Annotated in this window: 14 protein-coding genes; 3 read left to right on the forward strand and 11 right to left on the reverse strand. The window is 70.4% G+C overall.

Annotation, left to right across the window (positions count from 1 at the left end; translation table 11 throughout):
- Positions 1–36 precede the first annotated feature (36 nt).
- On the reverse strand, positions 37–2,058 hold the full coding sequence (locus AOA12_RS15045; protein WP_156366521.1) for a flavin-containing monooxygenase: 2,022 nt from the start codon (positions 2,056–2,058) through the stop codon (positions 37–39).
- 162 nt (positions 2,059–2,220) lie between these two features.
- Here AOA12_RS15045 and AOA12_RS15050 point away from each other — a divergent pair, with 162 nt between their 5' ends.
- Positions 2,221–2,835, forward strand: coding sequence for a TetR/AcrR family transcriptional regulator (locus AOA12_RS15050; protein ID WP_054684504.1), 615 nt, complete (start codon positions 2,221–2,223; stop codon positions 2,833–2,835).
- 55 nt (positions 2,836–2,890) lie between these two features.
- On the opposite strand, the gene AOA12_RS15055 is transcribed toward AOA12_RS15050, so the two are convergent.
- Genes AOA12_RS15055 through AOA12_RS15095 form a run of 9 tightly spaced genes read right to left on the reverse strand, consistent with a single transcriptional unit; the run spans position 2,891 to position 12,642 of the window.
- Positions 2,891–3,736 carry an SDR family oxidoreductase gene (locus tag AOA12_RS15055; RefSeq protein WP_054684507.1) on the reverse strand — a complete coding sequence of 282 codons (846 nt, stop codon included), beginning with the start codon at positions 3,734–3,736 and terminating at the stop codon, positions 2,891–2,893.
- A gap of 46 nt (positions 3,737–3,782) precedes the next feature.
- On the reverse strand, positions 3,783–4,844 hold the full coding sequence (locus AOA12_RS15060; RefSeq protein WP_082406291.1) for an MBL fold metallo-hydrolase: 1,062 nt from the start codon (positions 4,842–4,844) through the stop codon (positions 3,783–3,785).
- A 47-nt stretch (positions 4,845–4,891) separates the two neighbouring features.
- Positions 4,892–7,033, reverse strand: coding sequence for an acetate--CoA ligase family protein (locus AOA12_RS15065; protein ID WP_054684516.1), 2,142 nt, complete (start codon positions 7,031–7,033; stop codon positions 4,892–4,894).
- Positions 7,026–7,814 carry an enoyl-CoA hydratase/isomerase family protein gene (locus tag AOA12_RS15070; protein ID WP_054684520.1) on the reverse strand — a complete coding sequence of 263 codons (789 nt, stop codon included), beginning with the start codon at positions 7,812–7,814 and terminating at the stop codon, positions 7,026–7,028. The genes AOA12_RS15065 and AOA12_RS15070 overlap by 8 nt, the downstream gene beginning before the upstream one ends.
- A gap of 2 nt (positions 7,815–7,816) precedes the next feature.
- A complete protein-coding gene (locus tag AOA12_RS15075) occupies positions 7,817–8,935 on the reverse strand; it encodes an acyl-CoA dehydrogenase family protein (RefSeq protein ID WP_054684523.1) in 1,119 nt (372 codons plus the stop codon).
- Between the two features lie 21 nt (positions 8,936–8,956).
- Positions 8,957–10,177: an acyl-CoA dehydrogenase family protein gene (locus tag AOA12_RS15080; protein ID WP_054684526.1), complete on the reverse strand. Its 1,221-nt coding sequence runs from the start codon at positions 10,175–10,177 to the stop codon at positions 8,957–8,959.
- Positions 10,178–10,187: 10 nt separating this feature from the next.
- The gene (locus AOA12_RS15085) at positions 10,188–11,057 is read right to left on the reverse strand and encodes a MaoC/PaaZ C-terminal domain-containing protein (RefSeq protein ID WP_054684530.1); all 870 of its coding nucleotides are present in this window, start codon (positions 11,055–11,057) and stop codon (positions 10,188–10,190) included.
- 8 nt (positions 11,058–11,065) lie between these two features.
- Complete coding sequence (locus tag AOA12_RS15090) at positions 11,066–12,226, reverse strand: thiolase C-terminal domain-containing protein (RefSeq protein WP_054684532.1); 1,161 nt, start codon at positions 12,224–12,226, stop codon at positions 11,066–11,068.
- On the reverse strand, positions 12,223–12,642 hold the full coding sequence (locus AOA12_RS15095) for a Zn-ribbon domain-containing OB-fold protein (RefSeq protein WP_054684535.1): 420 nt from the start codon (positions 12,640–12,642) through the stop codon (positions 12,223–12,225). Before AOA12_RS15095 ends, AOA12_RS15090 begins: the two co-directional genes overlap by 4 nt.
- 205 nt (positions 12,643–12,847) lie before the next feature.
- On the opposite strand from AOA12_RS15095, the gene AOA12_RS15100 reads away from it, so the two are divergent.
- Together AOA12_RS15100 and AOA12_RS15105 are read left to right on the forward strand one after the other, a co-directional pair.
- Entirely contained in the window at positions 12,848–13,723 is an 876-nt protein-coding gene (locus AOA12_RS15100) for an SDR family NAD(P)-dependent oxidoreductase (protein ID WP_054684537.1), read from the forward strand.
- Positions 13,724–13,899: 176 nt separating this feature from the next.
- Positions 13,900–14,628 (forward strand): TetR/AcrR family transcriptional regulator, encoded by a 729-nt coding sequence (locus tag AOA12_RS15105; protein WP_054684540.1) that lies wholly within the window; start codon positions 13,900–13,902, stop codon positions 14,626–14,628.
- 70 nt (positions 14,629–14,698) lie between these two features.
- Here the strand turns inward: AOA12_RS15105 and AOA12_RS15110 are convergent, their stop codons facing one another.
- On the reverse strand, positions 14,699–16,102 hold the full coding sequence (locus AOA12_RS15110; RefSeq protein ID WP_156366522.1) for an SLC13 family permease: 1,404 nt from the start codon (positions 16,100–16,102) through the stop codon (positions 14,699–14,701).
- Positions 16,103–16,312 lie beyond the last annotated feature (210 nt).

Below are 16,312 nucleotides of genomic sequence, written 5' to 3' on the forward strand. Positions count from 1 at the left end.
CTCTGTGGACCTCTCCTTTCAGCGATCAAGGGGATGTCAGCGGACGACGAGATCGGCGCCGTGCCGCGGCTCGAGCACGCGGTAGGCGTCGGCGAGCTCGGGGGCGAGCGAGACGGGCGCGTCGCTCTTCAGGCGGCCCGCGGGGTCGCGCAGCCAGTTCCAGAGCACGCGCGTGTCGAGCGGGTTGTTCGACGACGAGCGGCCGTGCTTGTTGATGTAGTAGTTGCGCGCCCGCTGATCCGTGTAGATCATGTCGGGCTCCTGGCGGTCGATCTCGTCGTTGTAGCGCCAGTAGGCGTCCTCGGTGACCTCGACCGATCGCTTGCCCTGCTCGATCAGCGCGCCGATGTTCTCCAGCGCGAAGCGCGCGGTGAGCTCGATCATGTCGAGGATCTGGAACCCGACCGTCAGGTTCGTGTTGGGCCCGTAGATCATGAAGAGGTTGGGGAAGCCGGGAACGAGCGACCCGAGATAGGCGCGCGCGCCGTCCTTCGACCACGCCTCCTCGAGCGTGATGCCGCCGCGGCCGCGCACCTCCATCGGCCACAGGTAGTCGTTGGCCCGGAACCCGGTCGCGAGCACGATCGTGTCGAGCTCGTGCAGCACGCCGTCCTTCGTCTCGATGCCGTTCTCCCGCACGCGCTCGATGCCCTCGCTGACGAGGGAGACGTCGTCGTGGAGCAGCACGTCGAGCACGCTGTACTCGGGGTCGAAGAGCACGGGACGGGCGGCCATCGGCGGCGCCGTCGGCGTCATCTTCTCGATCAGGTCGGGGTGGCCGGCGAGCTTGCGCTCGAGCGAGGCGATCAGGTTGTCGCGCGTGATCCTGTTGGTCTCGCTCACGGCGTGCTCGTCCTGGTAGCCCGCGTCGCGCTTGAGACGGCGGCCGGTCATGTCGGCGCGCTGCAGGAACGCGAGCTGGAACCGCTCGAAGTTCGTGAGGAACGGGAAGTTGCGGTCGAGCCACTTCACCTGCTCGGGGAACGGCTTCAGGTAGCCGGGCGCCTCGAAGAGCCAGTTGGGCGTGCGCTGGAAGATCGAGAGGTGCGCCGCCTCCCTGGCGATCTCGGGGATCATCTGGTAGCCCGTGCAGCCCGTGCCGATGACGGCGACGCGCTTGCCCTGCAGGCTGTACCCCTCGGGCCACCGCGCCGTGTGGAACGCGTCGCCCGCGAAGTCCTCCAGACCGGGGATGCGGGGGATGCTGGGCTGCGAGAGGAAGCCGACCGCGCTCACGACCGCGTTCGCGCGCAGCACCTGCGGCCGGCCGTTCTGCGTGACCGAGACGACCCACTCCGAGGTCGCGTCGTCCCACGCGAGCGACGTGACCTCGCTGTGCAGCTCGACGGAGCCGCGCAGATCGAACTCGTCGGCGATCCACTCCAGGTAGCCCTGGTTGGTCTCGCCCGGCGTGTACAGGTTGGGGTACGGGTAGCCGACGCCGAACACGTGCGTGTAGAGACGGCTGGGCGAGTCGAGCCGGGCGCCCGGGTAGCGGTTGTCGCGCCACGTGCCGCCGACGTTGTCGCCCTTCTCCAGCACGCGGAACGACACGCCCGCGTTCTTCAGGTGCAGAGCGGCGTTGAGCCCGCCCATCCCCGCGCCGATGACGATGACCGAGAAGTCGGCCGCCGCCTCGGGCGCCGCGTCCCCCGACCAGGACAGGCCGCGCGCCCACGGGTCGATGCCCAGGGTCTCCAGCCACATCGGCAGCTCGGTCGGCGTCACCGGGACGCCCGCGGTGAGACTGAGGCTCTCCAGCAGCCGCTCCCGCGGGCCGATGTCGATCGGGCCCGCGCCCGCGTCGCGGTACTGCTTCAGGAACGCCGCGGCCTTGCCGCGGATCATCGCGGCGTCCTCCGGCTTCGCGACCTGATACACGTCGAGGTAGCCGCTGATCAGGTGGTGGCCGAGCTCGATGTCGCGCAGTTCCTCGTCGCCGGTGAGCTGGAACAGCAGCCCCCTCAGGACGATCGGATCCGCGTGCTGGAGAGCCTCCTCGATCTCGACGTCAGAGGCGTCGAGCAGCTCGGAGCTCTCCGTGACCATGTGCTTCATTGCTGTGCTCCCTCTCCTGCGTCCTTGCAGGCACGGTGTTGTGCGATGCGGAACTCTGATGTGAGAACCGGTTACAGAAACTCACTGTACTAGCAGTTCAGTCAATGGACTAGTAGTTCAGTGAAATTTCTCGCGGCATGCCCGCGCGGATAGAGTCGAGGCATGACGACAGGGCGTCCGCCGGCATCGACCGGGATCCGGCAAGAGCAGCGCGAGGCCACGCGACGACGGATCGTGGAGGCCGCGCAGCGGGAGTTCATCCGCAGCGGCTACCAGCGGGCGACGATCGACGAGATCGTCGCGGCGGCCCAGGTGAGCCGCGCGACCCTGTACCTGCACTTCTCGTCGAAGAGCGAGCTCATGAGCGCCGCGAACGAGGAGATGGTCGAGCACTGGCGGCAGGCGGTGTCGCGGCTGATCCCGATCCTCATCGCCGCCGACCGCGCGGGGCTGCGCGACTGGCTCGAGGACTCCCTCGCCTGGTTCAACGAGAACCGGCCCATGGCGCTCGCGATCCTGGAGGTCGAGCACAGCCAGGGCGATCAGAGCGGCGTGCGCCGCTCCTTCCTCGACTTCACCGAGCCGTGGGTCCGCACGTGGCCGGAGGACCGCCACGACGAGGCCCGCCTGCGCTTCGAGCTGTGCCGCGTGCAGATCCACAACTACATGTGGAGCTCGTACCCGCCGATGTTCGGCTCCGACGAGAAGGTGCTCGACGTCTTCACCGATCTCTGGTGGAACACCCTCGTCGTCCCCACCCAGGCCATCGCGGAATAGCAGCGGAATAGCAGGTGGCCGCCGCTGCGGCCGGCGGCCACCTGGTCTGTGAGGCCTAGTGCCCGCCCATCGCGCTCAGGCTCTCGCGCCCGACGCGCAGCGCCCCCACCATGCCGCCGTCGACGAGCAGGTCGTTGCCGGTGATGAAGCCGGCCGCGGGGCTGACGAGGAAGTCGATCGCGCCCGCGACGTCCTCGGGCGTGCCGATGCGCGTGATCGCCCCCATCGCCATCAGCGCGCGCATGTTGGCGCCCGTGTCGCTCGCGAGCTCGAGCTGGCCGAGCGGCGTGGAGATCAGGCCGGGGCTGATCGAGTTCAGCCGTGCGCCGCGGGCCGCCCACGCCTTGGCGTCGGCCGCCACGCGCAGGCGGTTGGCCTGCTTCGCGAACGCGTAGGCCATCGAGGGGTGCGGAAAGTTCTCCGGCGCCGCCTCCGGCACGCCGAGCAGCTCGTCGGCGGGCGTGAGCGCGACGCTGCGCGCGAGCTCGGGACTGAACGCGGGACCGACGTGGCCGGCGATGCTCGACATCACCACGCCCGCGCCGCCGCGGGCCACGATGCCGCCGAAGGCGTCGGTGACGAGCGCCGTGCCCAGGTAGTCGACCTTGAGCATCATCTCGGCCGTGCCCATCGCGGGCGAGACGCCGGCGGTGTGCACGAGGGCCATGACGGGCCCGAGCCCGTCGGCCGTGCGGGCGAAGTCGTCGACCGACGCGCGGTCGGAGACGTCGACCACCTGCGTCGTGACGTCGTGCCCGCTGCCGCGCAGGCGCTCGGCGGTCGACGCCAGGGACTCCTCGCTGACATCCCCGACGAGCACCCGGCGACCGATGCTCAGACGGCTCAGCGCCGCCTGCCCGATGCCACCCGTTCCCGTGACGACAAGCACTCCTGTGTGCATGCTCCCACTTCCTCTTCTCGATTTTTCCAGAGTACGTTCTGTAAATCTATCGGGGTCCCGGCTCGCCGGTCCCCACGTGCGGCAGAGCCGCCCAGTCCGCGCCCAGCGCGAAGGACCGGTGCATCTCCGTCTGCGTCAGCGCAGACATGAGCAGGAACCCGCGCATCGACTCCCACCCGGCCGTCCACGGCAGCCGGGCGGCGAGCTCCCACGTCGTGATCTCGGGCTCCCGCGCCAGCACCGCGGAGACCTCCCGCGTGCGCCGCAGATGGTGGTCGCGGTGCTTCTCGATCCGCTCGCGCAGGCCGTAGAACCGGTAGCCGTGGCCGGGGAACACCTCGAGCGGGTCGTAGGCCTCGATCTTCTGCAGCGAGGCGAGATAGTCCACGAGCGGGTTCGACGACGTCGGGCCGCCGAGGCCCAGTCCCCCGTGGATCGTCGGCAGGACGTGGTCGCCCGTCAGGATGAACCTGCGCTCCCAGTCGACGATGACCATGTGGCCCGGCGTGTGGCCGGGCGTCGCGACGGCGAACGCCGCCGAGCCGTCCCAGGGCAGCACCTCGTCGTCGCGCAGCAGGATGTCGGCGGCCAGCAGCGGCTGCTGCGCCGTCAGCAGCGGCTCGCGCTCCTGCGGCGGGCCGAGCAGCTCGGGCCGGCGCTCGCTCGGCACGCCCCACTGCTCCAGGAGCAGGATGCGAGACCCGTCGGAGACCGGCGTCCCCGCGCCCTCGAGGCGATGGGATGCCGCGTGCTCGGCGCCCAGGCCGACCACGGGGGCGCCGGCGCGACGCGCGATCACCGGCGCCAGGCCGGCGTGGTCGGGATGGAGATGGGTCGCGACGACCGTCGCGACGTCGGAGATCGAGAGCCCCTCGCCGTGCAGGGCGTCGACGATGCGCTGCTCGTTCTCCGGAGACGACCACCCGGGGTCGATGACGTGCGCCCGCCGGCGACGGTCGATCACGATGTAGGACAGCGAATAGGGCACGTAGCCCGATCCGCCGGGGATGTCCTGCGCGAGCACGAGCACGTCGGGCCGGGCGTGCTCCGGTTCCGGCCTGGTACGCGCCCGGCTGGCGTCGTACTGTGCTCTGCTCGTGGGCCTCATGCGAGGCCAGCGCTCTCGTGGTCGTCCGTGCCGGCGGGCCGCATGGCTCAGCCCGCCAGGTCGCCGTCGGCGGTCGCGACGATCATCGCGTCGACGAACGTGACGCCGTCGGACGAGACGATGACGGGGTTGATGTCGAGCTCGTGGATCCTCTCCGACCGCGCGACGACCCACTCCGACAGCGCCACCACGAAGTCGGTGAACGCCGCGAGATCGAAGTCGGGCAGCGCACCGAGCGGCTCGAGCAGGAGGGCGCCGTGCCGGGTCTCGGCGAGCATGTCGCGCACGTCGTCCGCCGAGAGCGGCGCCGCGCGCATCGCCGTGTCGGCGAGGTGCTCCACGCCGCTGCCGCCGAAGCCGACCAGCATCATGGGCCCGAAGCCCGACGTGTTCGACACGCCGACCAGCATCTCCAGGCCCGCGCTGACCATCTCCTGCACGAGGACGCCCTCGACGTCCGCGAAGGCGGCCGTGCGCGCGCGCAGCTCGTCGTAGACGCGGCGCGCATCGGCCTCGCCCGCGACGTTCAGCTCGACGCCGCCGGCATCCTTCTTGTGCGGCATGCTCGGCGCCTGCACCTTCATCGCCACGGACTTGCCGATGCGGGCGACCGCGTCGGCGGCCTCGTCGGCCGACGTGGCGAGGTACTGCGGGGCCGCGGGCAGGCCCGCGGCGCTGAGCAGCTGCGTCGCCTCGCGCTCGCTGAGCACGCGGCGCCCGGCGTCGGCGGCGGGGCCGCGCAGGGCCGGGATCGCGGGCCGCTCGCCCGAGATCGCGCTCAGGTACCCGATCGCCCGCGCCGCGCGCGTCGAGCTCTCGAAGCTCGGCACGCCGATGCGCGCGAGCTTCGCGGCGTTGTCGGGGTGGATGCGCGTGTACGAGTAGGCGACGACGGGCTTGCCGGCCTGGACGACGGCCTGGATCGGCTCGAGGTCGCGATCGAGGATCTGCGGGTGCGACATGGGCGCGATCAGGATGAGGCTGTCCAGGTACTCGGCCGTGCTGACCGTCTGCAGGACCTGTCCCGGCGTGAGCTTGGCCGCAGCCGTGATGTCGATCGGGTTGCGGATGCCGGCGAACTCCGGCAGGCCGGCGGCGAGCTCCTGCTCGAGCGCGGGGTCGATCTGCGGCAGGACGAGGCCCTCGCGCTCGCACGCGTCGGCCGTCCAGACCGCCGATCCGCCCGACCAGCTCACGATGCCGACGCGGTTGCCGGCGGCCGGGGGCAGCACGGAGAGCGTCGCGCACGCGTCGAGGAACTCGTCCTGGTCGCGCACGCCGATGATGCCGAGGCGGTCGAAGATCGCGTCGTTGACGCGCGCCTCGCCGGCCAGGTGGCCCGTGTGCGACAGCGCCGCGGCGCCGCCCGCCTCCGACGACCCCGCCTTGCCGATCACGAACGCCTTGCCGGCCGCCCGCGCGGCCTCGGCGACGATACGGAGCCGCTCGGGGTTGTGGAAGCCCTCGACGTACATGCCGACGACGCGCACCTCGGGCTGCGCGAAGAGGTACTCGGCGCACTCCAGGACGTCGACGTCGAGCTCGTTGCCGACCGAGATCACGTGCGAGAAGCAGATGCCGCGCTCGATGCCGCGCCCGAAGAGCGAGAAGCCGAGGCCGCCGCTCTGGGCGACGATGGCGACGCCGCCCTTGATCTCGTCGACGGGGTCGTGCTCCTCGTCGGCGACGATCGCGGTGCTCGCGATGGAGCGGCGCGTCACGCTCTGGCTGAACGTCAGCGGGATGCGGTCGGTGACGTTGTAGAACCCCTCGGTGTTGGGGCCGCTGATGACGATGCCGCTTCCGGCCACCGCCTCCAGCAGCAGCCGCTCGCGCTCCTTGCCGCCGCCGCGCTCGTCCTCGCTGAAGCCGGCCGACATGATCAGCAGCGACTTGGCGCCCATCTCCACCGCCTCGCGGGCCGCCGCGGGCACGGCGTCGGCGGGCACGAGCAGCACGACGGTGTCGAGCGGCTCGTCGATGGCGGTCACCGACGGGTAGCAGCGCAGCCCGTCGATCTCCTCGTACTTCGGGTTCACCGGGTAGACCTTGCCGGCGTAGCCGAAGTCACGGAAGTTCTGCAGGATCGTGTGACTCATGTGGCTGCGCGGCGAGGCGCCGACGAGCGCGACGCTCGCGGGCTTGAGGAGGCTGTCGAGTCGGTGACGGCTCGGCACGGTGTCAGTCATTGCTGGGGTCCTTCTTCTTCGACGCCTTACCGGCGAAAAACTTGCGAAGCTCCTTCTCGCGGTCGGGCGACTGCCCGGCGAGACGGCTGTATGCGGTGATCGTTCCCACGGCGTCGCGCAGGGTCTCGCGCTCCGACGCGTAGACCGCGCGCTTGACGGCGCGCACGGCCAGGCGCGGGCGGTCGGCCAGGCGGTGGGCGAACTCGTAGGTGGCGGGCATGAGCTCGTCGGGCTCGTACACGCGGTTGGCGAGCCCGATGCGCAGGGCCTCCTGCGCATCGATGGGATCGCCCGTCCACATCATCTCGAGCGCCTTGCTCGTGCCGACCAGGCGCGGCAGGTAGTGCGTGTCGCCGTCGCCCGGGAAGCTGCCCCAGTTGATGTAGGCCTCCGACACGCGTGCCGTCGAGCTGAAGAAGCGCAGATCGGGCTGCAGCGCCAGGCCCAGCCCCGCGCCCACGGCCGCGCCGTTGATGGCGGCGATCACGGGCTTGTCGAGCTCCTCCATCGTCAGCGCGAGCCGGAGCACGTGCGACTGCAGGCTGTTGAGGTCGTCGTTGCCAAACTTCTCGCCCGTGAGGGCCGAGGTGTCCACGCCCGCGCAGAACGTGTCGCCCGCCCCCGTGAGGACCACGACGTGGACGTCGTGGTCCTCACGGGCCTGATCGACGAGTCGCACCCACTCCTCGATCATGTCGTGCGTGAAGGCGTTCTTCCGCTCGGGCCGATTGAGCAGGATCGTGAGGACGTTGCCGTCCTTCTGCCCGACGATGTCCGCCATCGTCACCACCCCATCGCTTCGGCGAACTGCTCGCGGTGCTGCGCGGGGCTGCCCAGCAGGTGCAGCAGCGAGTGCGACAGGTAGGTGTGCTTCGCGAGGCCGTACTGCATGTCGGCGCCGACGCCCGCGTGCGTCTCGTGGCTGAAGATGCACGCGGTCCAGTGCGACTCCGCCGTGACCCACTTCGTCACGTGCTGCGCGGCACGGATGCCGGGCTTGTCGTTCTCCATGCGCCACACCAGCTCGTAGGTGAGCCAGCGCGCGGAGTCGACGGCGTTGATCGCCTCGATGACGTGGTCCTGCACGCGCTGGAAGCGCCCGATCAGCTGCCCGAACTGCACACGCGTGCGGCTGTACTCGAGGGCCAGCTTGTACGCCGCGTGGGCGCTGCCCACCTGGTACGACGCGATGAGCGGGACGGCCTGCAGCGTCGCGCGGTCGAAGCCCTCGCGGGCGTCGCCCTCGCCGAGGACGGCCGAGGCGTCGATCGCCACGCCGTCGAGGACGAGGCGGTTCTCCCAGCTGGTGAAGCCGTCGAGCCGCTCGGCCTGCACGCCCGGCGCCGACAGGTCGACGAGCACGATGGCGAGCTCGCCCGTGTCGGCGCGGCGGGCGGCGACGAACGCGTGCGTCGCGCCGAGCGCGTCGAGCACGTTCATCTTCTCGCCGCTCAGCGTGAAGCCGCCCGCGGTCGGCGTGAGCACCGTCTGCAGGTCGCGCGCGGCCCAGCTCGAGCCGCGCTCGTTCACGGCGACCGTCGCCCTGATCTCGCCCTCGACCATGCGGCCGAGCAGGTCGGCCTTCTGCTCGTCGGTGCCCAGCTCGAGCACGAGCAGCGGGCTGATGCTCAGCGCGACGGCGAAGATCTGCGGCAGCGGGCCGGCGCCGAACTCCTCGAAGACGACGGCCGCCTCGGAGAGCGAGGCGCCCGTGCCGCCGAACTCGTCGGGCACGGCGATGCCGGTCCAGCCGCCCTCGATGAGCGCCTCCCAGATCTCCGGCACGAAGCCGGTCTCGTTGAACTGGATGCGGATGAGCGTCTCTTGCGACGCCGGTCCCTCCATGATCTGCTGAACGGCCTCGCGAACCGCCTCTTGCTCTTCGGTGAATCCGAGATCCATCGGGTGTTCTCCTCTCTGATCTCAGGCGAGCTTCGCGCCGGCCTGGCCCTGCGCCCGACCGATGCCCAGGCGCCGTGCGATGACGGTGCGCTGGATGTCGATGGTCGAGCCGGCGTGACTGGTGGTGAGGTTGGACGCCGCGGTGTGCGCGAGGCGGCCTTCGGCGATCGGCGACGGACCGCCCCAGATGAGGCCGCCGGGGCCGACGGCCTCCGAGATCAGTCGGATCATGTCGATTCCCGCGACCTTGTCGTAGTAGAAGGTCTGCGCGCCCTCGTAGGTCTGCGTGCGGTTGCCCGCGACCCAGTAGTTGCGCAGGCCCCAGAGCCGCATGATCTCGAAGCGCGCGTACGCCCGCGTGAGCAGGTCGCGCACCTCGGGGTTGTCGATGAGGCGCTTGCCGTCGACCGTCGTGCTGCTGCAGTGGTCGACGAGCTGCTTCATCGTGCGCTGGCCCGACTTGTTGAGGATGGCGTCGGCGCGGAAGCCGTGCTCCAGCTCCAGGTGGGTCGTGGCGACCTCCCATCCCCGGTTCTCGCCGCCCACGAGGGCGCTGGCGGGAACGCGCACGTTGTCGAAGAACACCGTGTTCTTCTCCGTGCTGCCGACGAGGTCCATCGGCTGGATGCTGATGCCGGGGGTGTCCGCGTCGATCCAGAACCAGCTGAGGTTCTTGTGACGGTCCTCCGCGGGGCCCGTGCGCACGATCGTCCAGTGCGCGTCGGTGCCGTTCTCGCTGCCGATGTAGATCTTCTGGCCGTTGATGACGTAGTCGTCGCCGTCGCGCACGGCGGTGGTCTGCACGCCGGCGAGGTCGGAGCCCGCGGAGGGCTCGCTCAGCAGCTGCCACGCGCGCACCTTGCCCGAGTAGATCTGTGGCAGGAAGTGCTCGCGCTGCTCGTCGGTGCCCCAGACGAGGATGGCCATGCCGCCGAGCACCCCGCCCGAGTCGTAGTACGGGGGCAGGCCGAGGCTGCGCTTGTCCATCTCCTCCATGATGACCAGGGTCTGGTCGGAGTCGAGCCCGCCGCCGCCGTACTGCACGGGGGACGACGGGTAGAGCCATCCCTTGGCGCCGAGCAGCCGGCCGAGGGCACGCTGGGCGGCGTACTCCTCGGGGGTCGCGTGCATCGTGTTGGCGGTGCTGCCGATGAGGATCTCGGGGATGTTCTCATCGAGCCACGCCGACACCTCCTCCCGGAAGCGTTCCTGCTCGGGCGTGTAGTGGACCTCGAAGTCCATACGCTGTCTCCTATCCCTCTCGCGTGTCGGGAGAGAGGGCGAGGCGACCGCGGTCGATCGCCACCTCTCCCTGGCCGTTAAGTGTTCTGAACCGGGCATGCCCGTCTTCGCGCCAGATCTGCACGGTCAGCTGCTCGCCCGGCATCACCGGCCGGGAGAAGCGCGCCGACATCCCGGCGAAGCGTGACGGGTCCGAGCCGCACACGCTGTGCAGCAGCGCGCGACCGGTGAAGCCGTAGGTGCACATGCCGTGCAGGATCGGGCGGGGGAACCCGCCGCGCGCGGCGAACCGCGGATCCGAGTGCAACGGGTTGCGATCGCCGCTCAGCCGGTAGAGCAGGGCCTGCTCGGGCCGCGTCTGGTAGACGACGGTGTCGTCGGGCTCGCGATCGGGCTGCTCCCAGTCGTCGGCGGGCGCCGGCTCGCCGCCGAAGCCGCCCTCGCCGCGGATGAACAGCGACATCCGCGACGTCGCCAGGGGCTCGCCCGTCGCGGCGTCGACCGAGCGGCTCTCCGCGACGACGAGCGCGGCGGAGCCCTTGTCGTACATGCCGGTCACGGTCGTCGTCGTGCGCGCCGCGCCCTGCGCGGGGATCGGCCGGTGCAGCTCGAACGCCTGCTCGCCGTGCAGCAGCTGCGACACGTCGAACGTGCCGAACCGCAGCTGCGGCGCGCCCGCCACCATCGGAAGCATGTTCGCGAAGGTCGGGAGCACGAGGGTGTCGACCCCCGCGGTGTTCTCGGTCGTGAACGCGAGCTCCTCCGTCGGGTCGGGCTGGCCCGCGCCGACGCCGAGGGCGTAGAGGATCGTGTCCGCAGACGTCCACGAGCGCTCGACGGCGGGGCCTTCGACCCCGATGACGTTCAGATCCAGTGGCATGGTTCCTCCTATCCGCGATCCCGCGAGAGCACGAGGCTGCCCGCGGCCGAGAAGTAGACGCCGACGCCCTGCACGAAGCTGATCCGTGCGTCGGGCACCGGCACGACGGCCTCGCCGCGAAGCTGGCGGACGGCCTCGGTGATGGCGAACATCCCGTACATTCCGGTGTGGGTATATGACAGTCCGCCGCCGTTCGTGTTCATCGGGAGCGACCCGCCGGGCCGCGTGTGTCCCTCGCGGATGAACGCGCCCGACTCGCCGCGGCCGACGAAGCCCAGGTCTTCGAGGATGTACAGCGGCAGGTGCGCGAACGCGTCGTAGCCCATCAGGTGGTCGACGTCGGCGTGCTCGATCCCGGCCGTCGCGAACGCCTCGGCGCTGGCGCGGCGGAACGCCTGCGAGCTGCCAGGGTCGGACATCCGCGAGACCATCGACGACTCCGCCGACTCGCCCGAGCCGAGCAGGTACACGGCCCGGTCGGCCGACGGGAGGTCGGCCGCGCGCTCGGCGGACGTGAGCACGAGCGCGCCGCCGCCGTCGGTCACGAGGCAGCACATGTCCTTCGTGAAGGGGTAGGCGATGAGGCCGCGATCGTCGAGCACCTGCTCGACCGTCGTCGGCGTGCGCTTCATGGCGCGCGGGTTCGGCGCCGCCCACTCGCGCTGCGCGACGACGACCTCGGCGAGGTCCTCCCGCGTCATGTCGCGATCGTGCAGGAAGCGGAGCGCGGGCACCGTGAAGGCGGCCGGCGGCATCATGGCCCCGTAGGTCCATTCGAACTGCGCGACGGGATCGATCTCGCTGCGCGGCGCGTAGGACGTGCCGAATCGGGAGCGGCCCGATTCGCCGTGCGTGATGAGCACGACGCTCGCCGCGCCCGACGCGATGGCCGCGGCGGCGTGGCGCACGTGCAGCATGAAGCTGCACCCGCCGACCATCGTGCCGTCGATCCAGCGCGGCGTGATGCCGAGCCGGTCGGCGATCTCATAGGGGAAGGGACCGACGTTCGCGATGCCGTCGACGTCGGCCGGGGTCAGTCCCGCGTCGGCGAGCGCGCGCCGCGCCGCCTCGGTGTGCAGCCGCAGCGTGCTGGTCTCGGGAAGGACGCCGATGGACTCCGTCTCCGCGGCGCCGACGATGGCGACGTTGCCGCCGTGCATGGATGTCATTGCTCCTCCACAATCCGAAAGACGGGCACCGACAGGGCCTTGTCGCCCTCGCCGCGCACCTCGAAGCAGACGCGCAGCGCCGCGTCCAGCGGGAGCCGGGCGGGCACGGGGTCGTCGATCAGGACGTTGCTCAGCATCCGCACGCCCTCGGCCAGCTCGACGAGCGCGATCACCTGGGGGACCGGCTCGGCCGGCGGCAGCGGCCGGTAGTTGATCACGTACGACACGAGCCGTGCGTCACCCGAGAGGGCGCGCCACTCGCGGTCGGGCTCACCGCAGCGCTCGCAGTCGCCCGTGGGCGGAAAACTGAAGCGCGCACAGGCCTCGCAGTACGGAAGCTCCAGCCGCCCCTCGGCGGCGGCTGTCCAGTATCGCGCGGTCTCGGGGCTGGGCTTCGGCGTCAAGCCTCCCGGCATCTCTCTCACCTCTCACGGCCGTCTACATCGATCGGCACGCTCCAAGAATTGCAGAATCTGTTTCAGTTCACAAGTGGCAATCGTGAGCAAGTTCCTTGATTCTGCAAGCAACGTGGGAATCTCAGGGAACAGGAATCAGATTCCAGTTTTTGTGGCAGACTGGCCTCGTCTGGCATCTGTCTCACTACACGAAGGAGTGCGCACAATGGGAACTCTCGAAGGCCGGGTGGCGATCGTCACCGGCGGCGGGAACGGCATCGGCGCGGCGGTCGCACGCCGCTTCGCCGCGGAAGGGGCGCGCGTCGTCATCAACGACCTCGGCGCATCGCGCGAGGGCGAGGGCAGCGACGCGACCCCCGGTCAGAGGATCGTCGAGGAGATCGCCGCGGCGGGCGGCGAGGCCGTCGTCGACGGCGGCGACATCGCCGACCTCGCGACGGGCGAGCGCCTCGTCGAGCTGGCCGTGAGCCGCTTCGGCCGCCTCGACATCGTGGTGAACGCCGCCGGCTTCCTGCGCGACCGCATGATCTTCAACATGACCGAGGACGACTGGGACTCGGTCATCCGCGTGCACCTGAAGGGCCACTTCAGCACGGCGCGGCCCGCCTCGGCCTACTTCCGCGAGCAGCGCAACCCCGACGGCCACTACCGCATCATCAACTTCACGTCGGCGTCGGGCCTGCACGGCTCCCCCGGCCAGGCCAACTACGCGGCCGCGAAGCTGGGGATCTACGGCCTGACCCTCTCGCTCGCGCAGGGCCTCGCCCGCTACGGCGTCACCGCGAACGCCATCTCCCCCGTCGCCGCCACCCGCATGACGGCGGAGCAGGGCGCGACCGGCACGCCCGAGGACGTCGCGCACGTCATCGAGTACATCGCCAGCGAGCGCGCCGACTGGCTGACCGGGCGGGCGATCTCGGCGATGGGGCCGCAGATCGGCCTGTACAACATCCCCGAGCAGATCGCGAGCATGCGCCGCGACACGGAGGCCGGCTCGAGCACGTTCGCGACCGATTTCGAGAACGCGTTCCGCCCGCTCGCCGACGGCCTGCCGCCGTCGCCGTTCAACCCGCAGCGCTAGCATTTTCCGTGTGCGCCCGGCCCGGCGGGCGCACACGGGACGAACACGTACCTAGAATGGCATACAGAAACCGTCCTGGGCGCGCCGTGATCGGCGACGCCCCGGACACATCGAAGGCAACGCCGCTGATTGATATTCTTCGCGAGCCCGCCATTGCCATGTAGGAAGGATCGCGAATGCGACCGCAACCGCGAACGACCGGGTCGGCCATCCCCGCGACTCCGAGCACCCCCGCCCAGCGCGAACGCTGGCGGCGCATCGTGGACGAGACGCTGGGGCTGCTGCGCGAGGGCGGCAAGGACGCCGTCCAGATGAAGGAGCTCTCGGTGCGCTCCGGCGTCGCGCTCGCGACGCTCTACCGCTACTTCCCCTCCAAGCAGCATCTGCTGCTGGGCGTGCTGCTGCACAACTACCGCCTCTCCCAGGAGAAGTTCCGCAAGCAGCCGCCGCTGCAGGGCACGCCGCGCGAACGCGTCGCGACCTATCTGCTGCGCGCGTTCAACTACGACATGCGGCATCCCGAGTTCAACGCGGCGATCCAGAGCGTGTACTTCGAGGCGACCTCGGGCGCCGCCCAGATCGTCGAGGAGATCAGCACGGCGCAGCTGCGCACGATCCTCGCCGCCGTCGGCCCGCTCTCCGACGCGCAGATGCAGGTGCTGCCCGCCGTCCTGGCCCTCGCCCGCGCCGCGGGCGCGCAGTGGGTCGTCGGCACGCTGTCGCAGTCGGAGGTCCGCTTCCAGATCCTGTCGGCCTGCCGACTGCTGGAGATCCCCGAGGAGGCGGTCTTCGAGGACCTTCGCGCCGCCCAGACCAACTCGATGCCGTCGGACGTCGAGGCCGCGCGTGCGGACCGGCCGCGCACCGACGCCTCGCCCGCCGAGGCGTCGCACGCCGACGCCTGATCCGCACGACCCGCACGCGAATCGGCCGGTGCCCCGAGGGGCACCGGCCGATTCGCGTCGAACGGCGGCGTCAGACGCCCGCCATCCAGGCCGGCAGGATGATCAGCAGCCACGCCACGCCGGGCGCGAGCACCACGATGCCTCCCGCGTAGCCGAGGAACTGACGGTTCAGCACCTTGTGGTCGAGGTTCTTGTCGGCCGCGAACGGCGCGAGCGCCAGGGCGCCGAAGATCGAGAACGGGCTCACGTCGACGACCGTCGCCGAGAGTCCGATCGCCGCGACGACGAGCAGGACCATGGTCGTCGAGGCGCCCTCGGCGCCGAGCACCGCGAACGCGATCGGGAACATGATCGTCATCGTCGCGAGCGACGACGCGAACGCCGAGAGGATCGCGGCGATGTAGCAGATGATCAGGATCGCGACCAGGCCGCCCGCGCCGCCGAGCAGGCCCGCGGCCCACTGCACCGCACCCGCGGCCTCCATGACGCCGACGTAGACGATCATTCCCGAGAGCAGCAGCAGCACGTGCCACGGCACGTCGGTGAACGGCTTGCCGCGCAGCTTCGACGGCAGGAGCAGCAGCAGCGGCAGCGTCACGAGCGTGCCCGCGAGGGCGAGGTCGAGACGGAGGATGCCGGCGAGCACGAGCAGCACGGCGAACGCGACGAGCGACGCGTAGCGCGCGAGCTGCATGCGGCTGACCGACTTCGCGGGGGCGTCGAGCCCCAGGTCGAGCGCGGGCAGCGTCGTGACCGGCTGCGCTCCCGAGCCGCCCTGGCCGTCGGCGGGCCTCGGCGCGGTGCCCGACGTCCCGGGGAGCGCTCCGCCGGCGAGCTCCGCCTCGGCGGCCTCCTCGTCGAGCACGGGGCGGCGACGGATCGCGCTCAGGCCGCCGAAGAGGATGAAGCCCACGGCGGCGACGAGCGTGTTGAAGACGAAGACCACGACGAACGGGATCCACGGGTCGTATTCGAAGCCCGCCTGCTCGACGATGCCCCGCGCGATGATGTTGTAGCCGGCGATCGGGAAGAACGCGGCCGTCTGCGTGCCGTGCACGACCGCGAGCCCGGTGAGCAGCGGGTTGGCGCCGTAGCGCACGGTGTACCGGGCGCCGATCCCGGCGAGGATCGGGATCGCCGCGATGTTCGCGATGGGCGCGAGGATGGCGGCGGCGAGGAAGAGCACGATGGGCATGAGCCCGTGGCGGCCGCGGGTCAGCGCGACGACCTTCTCCATGAGCCAGTCGATCGTCCCGTTGGTTCCCATGATGGCGAGCAGGACCATCAGCACGGTCATCTGCAGGAACGTGCTCGCGGGGAACATCGCGAACACCTCGGCGCTCGGCAGCTGCATCACGAGGAAGCCCAGGACGAACGCCGCGAGGAGCGCGAGGAATCCCAGGTTGATGTTCAGCGTCGTGCCGACGACGAAGATCAGGAGGAGGATGACGACGGACCAGACCTCAAGACTCATGGCGGCCACCACCCTCGCGCGTCGTCGGTGGGGTGGTCTTCTTGCGGTGCCGAGCTCGCGCTCGGCCGGCGGCGTGCCTCATCGGCCGGATCTCCTTCGATCGTCCTCACGGGCCGTGGCGACGGCTCCGTGACTTTCGTCATTGAATCGCTTCGTGAGCTGATTCAGATACTAGAACGCTTTCTAGTTTTTGTCACGCGAAAGTCAGGA

The sequence above is a fragment of the Microbacterium sp. No. 7 genome (assembly GCF_001314225.1).
GTDB lineage: Bacteria > Actinomycetota > Actinomycetes > Actinomycetales > Microbacteriaceae > Microbacterium.

Coding starts and splice junctions, on each gene's coding strand:
- AOA12_RS15045 (WP_156366521.1), bottom strand. CDS start 2,058: ATGAAGCACATGGTCACGGAGAGCTCCGAGCTGCTCGACGCCTCTGAC.
- AOA12_RS15050 (WP_054684504.1), top strand. CDS start 2,221: ATGACGACAGGGCGTCCGCCGGCATCGACCGGGATCCGGCAAGAGCAG.
- AOA12_RS15055 (WP_054684507.1), bottom strand. CDS start 3,736: ATGCACACAGGAGTGCTTGTCGTCACGGGAACGGGTGGCATCGGGCAG.
- AOA12_RS15060 (WP_082406291.1), bottom strand. CDS start 4,844: ATGAGGCCCACGAGCAGAGCACAGTACGACGCCAGCCGGGCGCGTACC.
- AOA12_RS15065 (WP_054684516.1), bottom strand. CDS start 7,033: ATGACTGACACCGTGCCGAGCCGTCACCGACTCGACAGCCTCCTCAAG.
- AOA12_RS15070 (WP_054684520.1), bottom strand. CDS start 7,814: ATGGCGGACATCGTCGGGCAGAAGGACGGCAACGTCCTCACGATCCTG.
- AOA12_RS15075 (WP_054684523.1), bottom strand. CDS start 8,935: ATGGATCTCGGATTCACCGAAGAGCAAGAGGCGGTTCGCGAGGCCGTT.
- AOA12_RS15080 (WP_054684526.1), bottom strand. CDS start 10,177: ATGGACTTCGAGGTCCACTACACGCCCGAGCAGGAACGCTTCCGGGAG.
- AOA12_RS15085 (WP_054684530.1), bottom strand. CDS start 11,057: ATGCCACTGGATCTGAACGTCATCGGGGTCGAAGGCCCCGCCGTCGAG.
- AOA12_RS15090 (WP_054684532.1), bottom strand. CDS start 12,226: ATGACATCCATGCACGGCGGCAACGTCGCCATCGTCGGCGCCGCGGAG.
- AOA12_RS15095 (WP_054684535.1), bottom strand. CDS start 12,642: ATGCCGGGAGGCTTGACGCCGAAGCCCAGCCCCGAGACCGCGCGATAC.
- AOA12_RS15100 (WP_054684537.1), top strand. CDS start 12,848: ATGGGAACTCTCGAAGGCCGGGTGGCGATCGTCACCGGCGGCGGGAAC.
- AOA12_RS15105 (WP_054684540.1), top strand. CDS start 13,900: ATGCGACCGCAACCGCGAACGACCGGGTCGGCCATCCCCGCGACTCCG.
- AOA12_RS15110 (WP_156366522.1), bottom strand. CDS start 16,102: ATGAGTCTTGAGGTCTGGTCCGTCGTCATCCTCCTCCTGATCTTCGTC.